Annotated in this window: 12 protein-coding genes; 5 read left to right on the top strand and 7 right to left on the bottom strand. The window is 64.7% G+C overall.

Annotation, left to right across the window (positions count from 1 at the left end):
* The first annotated feature begins 45 nt into the window (after positions 1 to 45).
* The 3 genes from dapA (at position 46) to QCE69_RS08970 (ending at position 3123) form a co-directional block, all read left to right on the top strand.
* Positions 46 to 981: a 4-hydroxy-tetrahydrodipicolinate synthase gene (gene dapA / locus QCE69_RS08980; protein ID WP_309930359.1), complete on the top strand. Its 936-nt coding sequence runs from the start codon at positions 46 to 48 to the stop codon at positions 979 to 981.
* Between the two features lie 188 nt (positions 982 to 1169).
* Positions 1170 to 2312, top strand: coding sequence for an outer membrane protein assembly factor BamC (gene bamC, locus QCE69_RS08975; protein ID WP_309808819.1), 1143 nt, complete (start codon positions 1170 to 1172; stop codon positions 2310 to 2312).
* A gap of 37 nt (positions 2313 to 2349) precedes the next feature.
* The gene (locus QCE69_RS08970) at positions 2350 to 3123 is read left to right on the top strand and encodes an MBL fold metallo-hydrolase (protein ID WP_309930358.1); all 774 of its coding nucleotides are present in this window, start codon (positions 2350 to 2352) and stop codon (positions 3121 to 3123) included.
* Between the two features lie 119 nt (positions 3124 to 3242).
* Here the strand turns inward: QCE69_RS08970 and QCE69_RS08965 are convergent, their stop codons facing one another.
* On the bottom strand, positions 3243 to 3497 hold the full coding sequence (locus QCE69_RS08965; protein ID WP_244825575.1) for a hypothetical protein: 255 nt from the start codon (positions 3495 to 3497) through the stop codon (positions 3243 to 3245).
* A gap of 280 nt (positions 3498 to 3777) precedes the next feature.
* Positions 3778 to 5016, bottom strand: a complete 1239-nt coding sequence (locus QCE69_RS08960; RefSeq protein WP_309917072.1) for a cupin domain-containing protein — start codon at positions 5014 to 5016, stop codon at positions 3778 to 3780.
* Between the two features lie 33 nt (positions 5017 to 5049).
* On the opposite strand from QCE69_RS08960, the gene QCE69_RS08955 reads away from it, so the two are divergent.
* On the top strand, positions 5050 to 5601 hold the full coding sequence (locus QCE69_RS08955; RefSeq protein WP_309808810.1) for a peptidylprolyl isomerase: 552 nt from the start codon (positions 5050 to 5052) through the stop codon (positions 5599 to 5601).
* Between the two features lie 57 nt (positions 5602 to 5658).
* Here the strand turns inward: QCE69_RS08955 and QCE69_RS08950 are convergent, their stop codons facing one another.
* The 5 genes from QCE69_RS08950 to QCE69_RS08930 form a co-directional block, all read right to left on the bottom strand.
* Positions 5659 to 6969 (bottom strand): hypothetical protein, encoded by a 1311-nt coding sequence (locus QCE69_RS08950; RefSeq protein WP_309930357.1) that lies wholly within the window; start codon positions 6967 to 6969, stop codon positions 5659 to 5661.
* Positions 6956 to 9670, bottom strand: coding sequence for a DNA mismatch repair protein MutS (gene mutS / locus QCE69_RS08945; protein ID WP_309931609.1), 2715 nt, complete (start codon positions 9668 to 9670; stop codon positions 6956 to 6958). Before mutS ends, QCE69_RS08950 begins: the two co-directional genes overlap by 14 nt.
* A 318-nt stretch (positions 9671 to 9988) precedes the next feature.
* The gene (locus QCE69_RS08940; RefSeq protein ID WP_309916985.1) at positions 9989 to 10357 is read right to left on the bottom strand and encodes a glycine zipper domain-containing protein; all 369 of its coding nucleotides are present in this window, start codon (positions 10355 to 10357) and stop codon (positions 9989 to 9991) included.
* A gap of 165 nt (positions 10358 to 10522) precedes the next feature.
* On the bottom strand, positions 10523 to 11821 hold the full coding sequence (lplT, locus tag QCE69_RS08935; protein WP_309916982.1) for a lysophospholipid transporter LplT: 1299 nt from the start codon (positions 11819 to 11821) through the stop codon (positions 10523 to 10525).
* 185 nt (positions 11822 to 12006) lie between these two features.
* A complete protein-coding gene (locus QCE69_RS08930) occupies positions 12007 to 12810 on the bottom strand; it encodes an inositol monophosphatase family protein (protein WP_309808802.1) in 804 nt (267 codons plus the stop codon).
* A 302-nt stretch (positions 12811 to 13112) separates the two neighbouring features.
* Between QCE69_RS08930 and QCE69_RS08925 the strand changes: the two genes are divergently transcribed.
* Positions 13113 to 13892, top strand: coding sequence for an RNA methyltransferase (locus QCE69_RS08925; protein WP_309930355.1), 780 nt, complete (start codon positions 13113 to 13115; stop codon positions 13890 to 13892).
* Positions 13893 to 14045 lie beyond the last annotated feature (153 nt).

Here is a 14045-nt window from a genome sequence, read left to right as displayed (position 1 = left end):
GATCGCGTTTCGCGGCTAAATTCACGATTAAATTCATAGAGTTTCATGACAAACGGCACAAGCGGCACAAGCGGCACAAGCGGCACCAACCAGGGCGGCCTTCAGATCCGCGGCAGCATTCCTGCCATCGTTACCCCGATGCACGAGGACGGTAGTCTCGACCTGCCGGCGTTCCGAAAACTGGTGGACTGGCATGTCGAACAAGGTTCGAACGGTCTCGTCGTGGTGGGCACGAGCGGCGAATCCGCCACGCTGTCGGTCGAGGAACACATCCTGATGATCCAGACGGCCGTCGAGCATGCGGCCAAGCGGTTTCCGATCATCGCGGGCGCGGGCGGCAACTCCACCGCCGAAGCCATCGAACTCTCGAAGCACGCGAAGAAGGTCGGCGCCGACGCCACGCTGCAAGTCGTCCCGTATTACAACAAGCCGACGCAGGAAGGCATCTATCGCCATTTCAAGGCGATCGCGGAAGCCGTCGACCTGCCCGTGATCCTCTACAACGTCCCCGGCCGCACGGTCGCGGACATGAGCAACGAAACCATCCTGCGCGCGGCGCAAGTGCCGGGCATCATCGGCGTGAAGGAAGCGACGGGCAACATCGACCGCGCCGCGCAGCTGATCAAGCACGCGCCGGCGCACTTCGGCATCTACAGCGGCGACGACCCCACAGCCATCGCGCTGATGCTGCTGGGCGGCCACGGCAACATCTCGGTGACGGCCAACGTCGCGCCGAAGGCCATGAGCCAGCTGTGCCGCGCGGCGCTCGAAGGCGACGCGGTCACTGCGCGCCGCATCCACATGCAGTTGCTGTCGCTGCACAAGCAGCTCTTCTGCGAATCGAATCCGATTCCGGCCAAGTGGGCGCTCGCCGAACTGGGTCACATGCAGCATGGCATCCGTCTGCCGCTCACGCCGCTCGATGCGCGCTTCCACGACGTCGTGCGCGACGCGCTGCGCGAGTCCGGGCTGCTCGGCTGATCGCAATGCGGCGGCGCGCCAGGGTCACACTCACGTGATCGCCGCGCCGCCGCAGTCGATCGACATGAAGCACTGCCTCCGTCATCAACCCACGCTCCTTGGCCTCATCGGCCGGTCCCGATGAACCGCTCGGCCCGAGCGGGATCGGCGCCAGGACCCAAGCGTCATCAGCAGCAACGAAGGACCTCATGAAACGTTCCGCTCTTCTTGTTCATGCCAAACGCCTGAGCGTGCTGTCGCTTGGCGCCAGCGCCGTGTTTGCCCTCGCCGGTTGCGATACGCTCAACGACTGGCTCGCGCCGGATCGCGTCAACTACAAGGCTGCTGAAACCGCGCCGTCGCTCAACGTGCCCTCGGACCTGACCACGGCCAACATCAGCCAGCGCTATGCCGCGCCGCCGAAGATCAACGCGCTGGGCGGCGCCGCCGAGCGTTCGGTCACGCCGGCCGGCAACGCGACGCTCGGCGTGCCGAACACGCAGGATCCGTACGGCATGCACGTCGAGAAGGACGGCGATCGCCGCTGGCTCGTCGTCGACGGCCGCTCGCCCGACCAGATCTGGGACCCGCTCAAGGAGTTCTGGCAGGAGAACGGCTTCACGCTCAAGACCGACGCGCCCGCCACCGGCATCATGGCCACCGACTGGGCCGAGAATCGCGCCAACATTCCGAACGACTGGTTCAGGAACAGCGTGGGCAAGCTGATCGACTTCGCGTATTCGTCGGGCACGCGCGACATGTTCCGCACCCAGGTGGACCGCGCGCAGGACGGCTCCACGGACATCTCCATCACGCACAGTGCGATGGAAGAAGTCCTGACGGGCCAGGACAAGACCGGCTCGCGCTGGGAAACGCGTCCGCGCAATCCGGCGCTCGAAGCGGCGGTCCTCACGAAGCTGATGCAGAAGTTCGGTCTCACCGAAGACCAGTCGAAGCAGCTGATTGCCGATGCACGGCCGGCCGGCGCGAAGGTGGCCGTGGATCCGGGCGCGGGCGGCACGTCGCTCGATCTCGCCGAGCCCTTCGATCGCGCGTGGCTGCGCGTAGGGCTGGCACTCGATCGCACGAACTTCACGGTCGACAATCGCGATCGCGAAAAGGGCATCTACTACGTGCATTACTCGGACTCGATGGCCGAGCTCAAGAAAGACGGCCTGTTCGGCAAGTTCTTCTCGAGCAACACGCCGAAGCCGACGCGCCAGTTCCTCGTCAACGTGAAGCCGAAGGCGGACGCGGTCACGCAGATTGGCGTCGTCGATGCGAACGGGCAGCCGGACACATCGTCCGATGCGCAGCGCATCGTCTCGCTGCTTCACGCACAGTTGAACTAGCCATACGTGCAGGACTTCAGTTGATCAAGGTTGCATCGTGAGATTCGCCAGTCTGGGCAGCGGCAGCGAAGGCAATGCATTGCTCGTCGAGGCGTCGTGCGGCACCACGACGACGCGCGTGCTGCTCGACTGCGGCTTCTCCGCGAAGGAGATCGAGCGGCGTCTCGCGCGGCTCGATTGCCGCGCCGAAGATCTCGATGCCATCGTCATCACGCACGAGCATACGGATCACTTCGGCAGCGCGATGACGCTGGCGCGCAAGTTCTCCATTCCGTTGCACATGAGCTGGGGCACGGCGCGCGCGATCGGCGCCGATGAAGGCAAGGTCGAGCTGAACGTGCTGTGGGGCGACGAGCGGGTGACCATCGGCGATCTGAGCGTGTTGCCGTACACCGTGCCGCACGATGCCCGCGAGCCGCTGCAATACGTATTCTCCGATGGCGCCAGCCGCCTGGGCGTGCTCACCGACGTGGGCGTTTCAACGCCGCATATCACGAACATGCTGAGCGGGTGCGACGCACTCGTGCTCGAATCCAATCACGATCTCGCGATGCTCGCGGCGAGCCGTTATCCGCCTTCGCTGAAGGCGCGCATCGGCGGAACGCACGGACACCTGAATAACGACGCGGCCGCGGCCATTCTCGCTTCGCTGGATCGATCGAAGCTGCGTCATCTCGTGGCTGCTCATTTGAGTCAGCAGAACAATCAGCCGCATCTGGCGCAGGCGGCGCTTGCCGCGGTGCTGGGAGCGTCGGCGCTCGAGGTGGTGGTGGCCACGCAGACGGAAGGCTTTGACTGGTTGACGTTATAGGTCGCGTCGAGATTGGCAATACATACGCATGAAGCAAGCATAAAAAAACCGGCTCGAAAGCCGGTTTTTTCGTTTGCAGGCCGCATCGAGCGACCTGCGGGGGCATAGCGCCTGAAGCCTTACTGGCTTGCGCCCGATGCCGGAGCAGCCGACGAAGCCGCAGCGTCCGAAGCAGCGCCAGCAGCCGAAGCTGCGTCGCTTGCAGCGGCCGAAGCGCTCGATGCTGCAGCGTTTGCGTCCGAAGCGGCAGCAGCCGGTGCCGAAGCAGCCGACGTATCGCTTGCAGCGCTCGGAGCAGCCGAATCGCTAGACTTGTTGCATGCAGCAAGAGCAACAGCAGCCAACAGGGATGCTACGAGGAGGGATTTCTTCATGATCACGTCCTTTTATGGTTAAAGGTAAGCAACAGCGCAAAGTACCGGTAATGTGTGCTCCAACACCGACCTGGGCCGCTGTGGAGACTCACAATTCTTTTTTGGTGTGAGACTTCCTACGGCTTGGCCGGAAATTATAGGCACTTTCGCAACGACCGTCGATAAATCGGGGGCCGATACGTTGTCTTTCTCATACAAACTTTCATATTGCGGAACGCCGTATTCTAGCATTCGCAGCGTGTTTCACAGCGTGTTTGGAAGCCTCGTCGAGCCAAGCCTGTCAAGCCCAAGCGCCTAGTTGAATCCAGCCCGCACGATACCATTCGTGCAGCAACGCTGTCATTGTCGAATCGTCTGTAAGTGTTACAAAGCGTTTCGCCTCCAGATGCCTCGAATCAGCCAATTCAGGGAGCCACTTTTTCAGCTTCGACGATAACGATGCCGCCTCGCCATTTACGAAATATGACTTCTGGTCATAGAGCAAAATGGCCTTTCTATCCAGCTTTACGCCCGTCTTTTTTGCGCGTTCAACAAAGCGTTCTTCATTCAACGCGCGTTCCGGCGAATCGAACACGACATTCGCCTTCGGCTCGCTCAAATAAGTGCCCAGAAACGCAGCGATGTCCTTTTCATTCCAGTCGATGTTCGCAAGGATCGCGCCTACACGCTCCTTCAACAGTCCAGGCAGCGCGGCCGGGTTCGCCACGGGCTCTTGAGCAGGGTCGCGATAACGTGCGCTCGCGCGGGCGCCTTCGGCTGCTTCGCCTGCACGTTCAGCCAAGTGATAGAGGAACTGCGCCGTGAGCTCATGCTCCGAAGGCGCGCGAAAGCCGATGGACGCCGTCATGCATTCGCCTTCCGCAATGCCGTCGTGCGCGACGTGCGGCGGCAGATAGAGCATGTCGCCGGGCTCCAGCAGCCATTCCTCCTCAGGCTCGAAGTGCTGTAAAACTTTCAACGGCAGTCCGGGTTTTAGCGAAAGATCGCGCTGTTTGCCGATGCGCCAGCGGCGCTTGCCATGCACTTGCAACAGGAACACATCGTAGGAGTCGAAGTGAGGACCGACACCGCCGCCATCGGTGGCGTAAGAGATCATCAGATCATCCAGACGCGCGTCCGGAATGAAACGGAACTGATTCATCAGGGCATGGGCGCGGTCGTCGTGCAGGTTCGCGCCTTGCACGAGCAGCGTCCATTCACGCTTTTTCACCGATGGCAGTTCGTCAGGCGCGAACGGCCCATGCTCCATGTCCCATTTGTCGCGAAAATGGGTGATGAGACGTGACTCGACGTCGTCGAGATCGGCGAGGGCGAACAGTTCGCCGCGCGGCAGCGGAGCGGCAAGACCGGGGAACGCCTGGCGGATCAGCAGCGGCTTTTTCTGCCAGTAGCGACGCATGAACTGCCGCGGCGTGCGGTTGCCCAACAGGGGTGTGAGCTCGTCCGGCAAGGGCGCACGGGTGTGCCCGGGCGGGGTGGAACGGGGGGATGGACTGGCGTGGTGTGGCCGCTTGGGCATCGTATAATCGAGTCTTGTATCTTGGAGGATCCAATGAAAATTGCGAAAGACAAAGTCGTTTCGGTCGCGTACAAGCTATCGGATGCGCAAGGCAATCTGATCGAGGAAAGCGACGAGCCGATGGTCTATCTGCACGGCGGCTATGATGGCACGTTCCCCAAGATCGAGGAAGCGCTGGCCGGGCATGAAGCCGGCTTCGAAACGCTCATCCAGCTCGAGCCGCAGGATGCATTCGGGGAGTACGATCCCGAGCTCGTGAAGATCGAGGAGCGCAGCCGCTTTCCCGAGCCGCTGGAAGTGGGCATGCAGTTCGAAGGCACGCCGGAGGATGCAGACGACGAACTGGACTCGCTGATCTATACCGTCACCGACGTCGCCGAAGACAAGGTCGTGCTGGACGGCAATCATCCGCTCGCGGGCATGGCCTTGCGTTTTGCACTGTCGGTGCAGGAAGTGCGCGACGCCACGGATGACGAGATCGAGCATCAGCACGCGCATGGCGCGGATGGACTGCAAGTCGTCGATGAAGACGACGAAGAAGACGATAACGAACCGCGCAAGGACGCGGGCCCGACGCTGCATTGAGCGCGCCGCGCCAGACCACTCATTGATGAAGAAAGCGCAGCTTCGGCTGCGCTTTTTTTATTTGTTCGGCGTTGGCGAGGTCGGCGCCGTGCCGTTCTGGACGTTCGAAGCCGGCATCGGATAGATGGGCGGCAGCGACTGCGGCGACGTCAGGATGGGTGGAAGATCGGAAGCGGGCAAGGGCATGGTCGGCGGCGCGGGCAGGGCTTCGGGCAAGTCGTCGCGCGGCAGCGCGGGCAGCGTCGGTTGTGGTTGTAGTTGCGATGGCGGCGCTGGATACGCCAGATCCGACGGGCCCGATGGCGCACCGGTCTCCGCGTTGGCCGCACCGTTCACGGTACGCATGCGCAGACGGAACGGCGGATGCCATTGCGCATCGGTCTGCACGTCGAGCCATTGCGATTGCGGCCTGGCGAACGCAATGGCCACGCGCGTCAGATTCGTGACGATCAGCCCTTTGTCGTTGCGCAGCGGCTGGTCGATATGAAAGCCGGTAGGCTCGGACGCATCCGTAGTGTGGATCACGATGACCGGCCCGCGAAACGTTTCGGCGGCCTTGACGAGACTGCGCTTGAGTTCGAGGAAGCCGTCGCGCGGCTGGTTCGCACGCGAAAAGCGCAGCCATGCAAAACGTTCACGCCGTTCATAGCGCGAGAAATCCGGATCGCCCTGCAGCAGGATGACGAGCGCACGCATGTCCGTGCGCCGGGCGGTCTCCGCCGCGTGTTCGAGCCAGAAGCTGGTGGCGACGGCGCGGTCTTCGAACTCGCCGTTGCGTCCGCCCGCGGTCAGATAGTGATTGTTCGGACTCGGCACATTCAGGCCGATGAACGCGACGCCCTGCGACTGCCAGCGCACGATCTCCCGGAAGGTGCGAAAGCGCGCGACATCGCTTTGGCGCGACAGCGTGAGCGGTGTCTGGCCGAGCGCGTTGGCATCGGCGAAGAACAGCTGGCGCACGAAGTCCAGCCGTTCGACGGGGTCATAGCCGCCCGCGTGAGCCTGACCGCAATCGGCCCAGTCGTGCTGGCCCAGCAGGACGATCACCGGCGTGCGCGACGCATCCAGCAGATCATGGCGCGACTGGTAGATGCTGTCGCGGCACGCTTCGGCGCTGCCCTTGAAGTTGCCGTCATAGACGATGAACGCGATGTTGCTGTCGTGCCCGATGGCATCGAGCATGCTGCGCACCGGGGCTTCGTCGGCGGGGCGCGAGAGGGCGTCGGCGAGCACCGCGAAACCGAGCGGCCCGCTGGCCTGCGCATGCCCGCCGACGCTCCACATGAGCGCGGCCAGCAGCACGGCCGCGCCGGTCAGACGAGGCGCGTAAGAGAGGCGCGAGAATCCGGCACGCTCAACGCGCGTCATCCGGCGGCGCATTCGCCAGCTCGTGCAGTTCGTAGAGCAGATCGAGCGCGTCGCGCGGACGCAGGTCGTTCGGATCGAATCCGCGCAGCTTCGCGATCACCGGATGCTCGGGGGCTTCGACGGGTTCCGGCAGCGCGTCTGCTTCGTCTTCATACGGCGCATAGGGCTGGCTCGCGAAGAGATCGAACTGTGGGGTGGGCTGGTTGATGGACTGCTGTTCGAGCAGCACCAGATGCTTGCGCGCCGCGCGGATCACCGCCGACGGTACGCCCGCGAGTTGCGCCACCTGCAGGCCGTAACTCTGGTTGGCCGGTCCTTCGCTGACGGCATGCAGGAACACGATGCCGTGGTCGTGCTCGACCGCCGAGAGATGGACGTTCGCCGCCTGCGCGAATTCGCTCGGCAGTTGCGTGAGTTCGAAGTAGTGCGTGGCGAACAGCGTGTAGCAGGCGTTGTGCGTGAGCAGATGCCGCGCGATGGCCCACGCCAGCGCGAGACCGTCGAAGGTCGAGGTGCCGCGGCCGATCTCGTCCATCAGCACGAGACTCGATGCGCTGGCATCGTTGAGGATCGCGGCGGCTTCGGTCATCTCGACCATGAAGGTGGAGCGGCCGCCGGCGAGGTCGTCGGCGGCGCCGATGCGCGTGAAGATGCGGTCCAGCGCGCCGAAGCGCGCGCGTTTCGCGGGCACGTAGCTGCCGACATAGGCCATCAGCGCGATCAGCGCGGTCTGGCGCATGAACGTGGACTTGCCGCCCATGTTCGGCCCGGTGATCAGCAGGAGCTTGCGATCCTGGCTCAGGCAGCAATCATTGGCAATGAACTGCTCGACCTGCGCCTCGACCACCGGGTGCCGCCCCTGTTCGATATCGATGCCCGCTTCCGCTGAAAACTGCGGCGCGACCCAGTCGAGCGCACGGGCGCGTTCGGCAAACGCACACAGCAGGTCCAGCTCGGCGAGCGCGCCGGCCACGCGCTGGCAGTCCGCGATGAAGGGCAGCAGGTTCTGCAGCAACGCATCGTATAACGCGCGTTCGCGGGCGAGCGCGCGTTCCTGCGCGGACAGCGCCTTGTCCTCGAAGGTCTTCAGCTCGGGCGTGATATAGCGCTCGGCGTTCTTCAACGTCTGGCGGCGGCGATAGTCGTCCGGCACCTTGTCCGTCTGGCCGCGCGTCACTTCGATATAGAAGCCATGCACCTTGTTGTATTCGACCCGCAGATTGGCAATGCCGGTGCGCTCGCGCTCGCGTGCTTCCAGATCAATCAGGAACTGGTCGCAGTTCTCCGAGATGTCGCGCAGTTCGTCGAGATCGGGATCGTAGCCGCGCGCGATGACGCCGCCGTCGCGGATCAGCGCGGCCGGTTCGGGCGCGATGGCGCTGGTCAGCAGGTCGAGACATTCGTGCGGCGGCTCGAGCGCGGCGGTGACGCGTTCCAGCGCGTTCGCATGCGCCGATACGCCCGCGACCTGCGCACGCAGTTCGGGCAGCGCGGCGAAGGTGTCGCGCAGGCTCGACAGGTCTCGCGGTCGTGCCGAGAGCAGCGCGAGGCGCCCGGTAATACGTTCGATGTCCGACACCCGGCGCAGCGCCGTGCGCAACGTGTCCAGGCTGCTGGCGGCGGGCGCTTCGAGGAGTGCGCCGATGGCCTGCTGGCGTGCCTGCGCGATGGCGGCATCGCGCGGCGGATGATGCAGCCAGTGGCGCAGCAGACGGCTGCCCATGGTCGTGCAGCAGGTGTCGAGCAGGGAGAACAGGGTGGGCGATTCGGTGCCGCGCAGCGTCTCGGTCAGTTCGAGATTGCGCCGCGTGGCCGGATCCAGCCCGATGTATTCCGACTCGTATTCCACCTTCAGGCTGCGCACGTGGCGCAACTGCTGGCCCTGGGTCGCGGCCGCATAGAGCAGCAACGCGCCCGCCGCCCCGCACGCGCAGGTGAGGGTCTGCGCGCCGAAGCCGTCGAGGCTCGCGACATCCAGTTGCTCGCGCAGGCGTTGCGTGCCCGAGCCGACATCGAAATGCCAGGCTGGCACCCGGGTGATGGCGACGTGATTCGCGCCGAGATTCGTCACGCCGAGCGAGCTTTGCAGGTCCGTGATCGAATCCGCGACCAGCGTTTCCGCGGGGCGGATGCGTTCCAGCGCCGCGCCCACTTGAGCGGGGGCGACTTCCGCGAGGCGCAGCGCGCCGCTCGCCAGATTGAGCCACGCGAGCCCGACGCTCGTGACCACGCCGCGCCGGTTATGGATGGGGCAGAGCGCGAGCAGGTAGACGTCGCTTTTGTCGGAGAGCAGGGCGGCGTCGGTCAGCGTGCCCGGCGTGACCACGCGCATGACCTTGCGTTCGACGGGCCCTTTCGAGGTAGCCGGATCGCCGATCTGTTCGCAGATCGCCACCGACTCGCCGAGCTTCACGAGCTTGGCGAGATACTGCTCGCACGCGTGATGCGGCACGCCCGCCATGCGAATGGGATTGCCGCCGGACGCGCCGCGCTGGGTGAGCGTGAGATCGAGCAGGCGCGCGGCCTTCTCGGCGTCCTCGAAGAACAGCTCGTAGAAGTCGCCCATGCGGTAGAACACCAGCGTGCCGGGATGCTGCGCCTTGATGCGCAGATACTGCTGCATCATCGGCGTGTGTTGCGACAGGTCCGCAGCCGTGGCGGTTTCGCTGGAGGAGTCGGGAGTTGCCGTGTGATTGCCCATCATGCGTGCTGTGAAAGCCGGAACGTGCCGACGGCCGGACGCAACGTGCGCCCGCCGCGGACGGCGGATAACGGCGATGGTGACCAGTGAAGACCGGTTACCAGCGACAGGGCATGAGTTTAACCTGTTGGGAAGAACGGGCGGAGTCGGCCGGATGGCCTAGGGATGTTTGCAGCCGGAAGGCGAAGGCATGCCTGGATGGAACGCGGAAGGAACGCGAGCAGGTCGCAGCAAGCAAGGAGGGGCAGGGACGAAGCGCATCGTCCCCGCGGCCATCAACGAGGTGCGGACTGCATTATGCACGCGCGGCCAGAAGCCTTACGCACGCGCGGCCAGGAATCCCACCAGCAGCGCGAGTCCCGCCACTGCCCCCAGCGTGTGCCAAGGCTTGTCATGCACGAATTCATCGGCATAGCCGGCTGCGTCGCCGAGCTTGCCCGAGAACACGTTGCTCGCGCCATTCATCTGCGAGCGCGCGGACTTCAGCTTGGCTTGCAGGTCGCGCCGCAGCTTGTCGGCGTCGATGTCCTTCGCGCCGTGAATCGAGCTTTCCAGATCATCGAGCAGGCTGCGCAACTGGCTGCTGGCCGTATCGACCGCGTCGCTTGCACCGCGCACCGCGCGCTCGCCGACATTGGCTGCGCCATTGATTTTGCTGTCGAGCGTCGAACGTGTGAACAATCCCATTTCCTTGCTCCTTTATTGACGTTGCCGAATAAGATTAGCGCCGGATTCGCCGCCTGCCACGATTTATCTCAACAGCCTGACGACCGTTCGTTTGCTACCCCGCGCAGGCTTGTCAACCGGTTGCGCGCGGGGCCGGCGAATCCAGATCCATCGAAGCAGCAAGGATCATTCCTCGACCATCGCGCCCAGATCCACTTCGCGATCGTTGCGGGCGTGGCGGCGCATCGCGAGCGCCATCATCAGGCAGACGAACAGGCCAAAGACGACGATGATCCACTGCACCGGCACCTGGATGGTCAGCAGCAGCGCGTAGGCGCCGAGCATCGCCAGGACGGCGAGATTCTGGTTGAAGTTCTGCACCGCGATGGAATGTCCCGCCGACAGCAGGGTGGCGCCGCGATGTTGCAGGATCGCGTTCATCGGCACGATGAAGAAGCCCGACAGGCCGCCCAGCGCGATCATCAGCGGATAGGCCATCAGGATGTAGGCGGGCGCGAACCACGGCCCGATATGCACGCCCGCGCCGGCCGGAAACAGGTCCTTGTTGTAGAAGGCCATCGCCACCGATACCGCGCCGATCAGCACGCCCACCGGCAGCACTTTCAGCGACTGGCGCAGCACGATCCACGCGGATGCCGCCGCCGCCCCGAGCGCGATGCCCACGCCCGTGATGCCCTGCAGCACGGCCGCCTTCGACAGCGACAGGCCGAGGTTCGCGTCGGCCCACTTGAGCACCAGCAGTTGCAGCGTGACGGCGGCGCCCCACAGCAGCGTCGTGACCCACAGCGCGATCTGTGCGAGCCGGTCTTTCCACAGCACCTTGAAGCAGTGCGAGAAGTCATGCACGAGACGGGTCGGCTGGTTCAGCAGGTTCGGATAGCGCGCGCCGGTATCGGGAATGAACGCGTTGATCGCCGCCGCCGACGCATAGATCAGCATCACGGTAAACAGTGCGGCGTGCGCCGCGGTGCGCACGAAGGGCAGGTGCGCCTGCGCCACCCAGTGCGTGACCACCTGGCTCACGAGCGCGCCGCCGATCACGGTGCCGAGGATCGTCGAGCCGACCGTCGCCGATTCGAGCCAGGCATTGGCCGCGATCAGTTTCTGCGGCGGCAGGAGTTCGGTGAGGATGCCGTATTTCGCGGGCGAATAGGCCGCCGCGCCGAGACCCACGACGCCGTACGCGATCATCGGATGCACGCCCGCGATCATCAGCGCGCAGCCGGCCGCCTTCAGCGCGTTCGAGATGAACATGACGTGGCGCTTCTGGAGGGCATCCGCGAAGGCGCCGACGAAGGGGGCGAGCACCACGTAGGAAACGGTGAAGAAGATCTGCAGCAGCGGCGTGACCCAGGGCGCCGACTGCACGACGGCGAGCATGGCGATGGCGGCGATCAGGAGCGCATTGTCGGCGAGCGACGAGACGAACTGCGCGGCGATGATCGTGTAGAAGCCTTTTTTCATGACGGGCTCGATGGCAGGCTCGGCGCGCGGTCCCGAAGCCCGGCGCGGACGGGACGCGCATCGAGAGAGGCGGCCGGGGCAAAAGAGTGCATCGTAACGGAGCCCCGCGATCGATGCAGATCCGGCGTGCGTGCGCAAACGTGCGCAAAACGTGCGGAAAAAGCGGGGCGCGCCCAGCGTACGGCTTATTCGCCGGTCAGGCGCGTGCGCGAGTACATGTCGAGGATCTTGATCATCTGCGCGTAGACCTTCGGGTTCGCCGCGACGATCTCGTTCTTGAACAGGAAGTCCGATTCGCCCGTGTAATTGCCGACCAGGCCGCCCGCTTCGGTTACGATCAGGCTGCCCGCCGCGACGTCCCACGGATGGATGCCCTGCTCGAAGAAACCGTCGAGCCGGCCCGCCGCGACGTTCGCGAGGTCCAGCGCCGCCGCGCCCGGACGGCGCAGGCCCGCGCACGACAGCGTCATTTCGCTGAACATGCGCATGTAGGCGTTGAGGCCCTGGCCGTCGCGGAACGGGAAGCCCGTGCCGACCAGCGCGTCCGACAGCCGGTCCAGCTTGCCGACGCGAATCCGGCGCTCGTTCAGATACGCGCCGCGGCCGCGCGAGGCGGTGAACAGGTCGTTGCGGGTCGGATCGTAGACGACCGCCTGCTGCACCACGCCCTTGTGCGCGAGCGCAATCGATACGCAGTAATACTGGAAGCCGTGGATGAAGTTGGTGGTGCCGTCGAGCGGGTCGATGATCCACTGGAACTCGGACTCGCGCTCGGTTTCGCCGGATTCTTCGGCGAGGATGGAGTGATCGGGATAGGCGGTGGTCAGCGTCTCGATGATCGCGGCTTCGGACGCCTTGTCGACTTCCGTCACGAAGTCGTTGTGCTGTTTCTTGCTGATCTGGATGCGGTCCAGGTCCAGCGACGCGCGGTTGATGATCTGTCCGGCGCGGCGCGCGGCCTTGACAGCGATATTGAGCATCGGATGCATGAGCGAAATCCTCTGGCCGCCGGCGCGTTCGAACCCACGCGCAGGCGAAAAAGTTGGCGACAACGACTGTCGACGAAAGACGAATTGAATAAGAGCGAGGCGGCCGCAAGACAGTCCGGAGTGAATCCGGCCGCCATTCACGACGCGCGAGGGCGCCATTTTACCTGAAACCCGGCGACGGGCCGCGTGCCGGTTGCGTCATGAGGCGCGCGGGGCGGTCGGCCGTCAAATCCGCGTTAACATAGCGGGCTCAAACGCTCCAATTCCAGCTTTTCCTCAGCTTACTCAGCACGAACCGCGCCTTGGACACCAACGATCTACTCCCGCCCGCCGGAGGCTTCACCTCCACCCGCTTCGTCCTCGTCGAACCGAGTCATCCGGGCAATGTCGGCGCGGCCGCGCGCGCGCTCAAGACCATGGGTTTCGCGCGCCTCGTGCTCGTCGCACCGCGCGTCGCGGACGTGAAGAACACGCCGGAAGCCATCGCAATGGCCTCCGGCGCCGATGACGTGCTCGCCTCCGCGCACGTCGTCGACACGCTCGCCGATGCGCTCACGGGCGTCCGCTGGTCGGCCGCGCTGACGGCGCGCACTCGCGAATACGGTCCGCCGCAGATGCCGCCGCGCGCGCTGGCCGAGCGCGTTCACGAATTCGTGCGGCACGGCGACATCGCGCTCGTGTTCGGCAACGAGCGCACCGGGCTCTCGAATGCCGACGTCGAACGCTGTAGCGCGCTCGCCCACATCCCGGCCAATCCGGCCTACAGCTCGCTCAATCTCGCGCAGGCCGTGCAGGTGCTGGCGTACGAACTGCGTCTCGCGTTCCAGGCGCCTGCCAGCCCGCTCGCGCTCGTCGAAACGGCGGGGCAGGGCGCGTCGAGCGAAGAAATCGAAGGCATGTATGCGCATCTCGAAGAAGCGCTCGTCGCGCTGGCGTTTCTCGATCCGGCCAACCCGAAGAAGCTGATGTCGCGCGTGCGGCGGATGTTCGCGCGCTCCGGGCTGGAGCACGAGGAAGTCAACATCCTGCGCGGCATCGCCAAGCACGTGCTGCTGCAGGCGGGGAGGGATCGCAAGGGGTAAGCGAGCGACGGGGCCCGACCGCATTCGTATCGTGGGCATCGCGGCAGACTCGGCGCGCTCGTCCTACAATCGCCGGAAAACGGCCCGAGCCGATATAAGCTTTGCGCGTTCCGTGCTATGCAGGCAACCGCCGCACGGAACGGCGCAGGCTCC

This window comes from Caballeronia sp. LZ032 (assembly GCF_031451315.1).
Taxonomy (GTDB): domain Bacteria; phylum Pseudomonadota; class Gammaproteobacteria; order Burkholderiales; family Burkholderiaceae; genus Caballeronia.
This window is presented reverse-complemented; position numbering and strand designations above follow the sequence as displayed.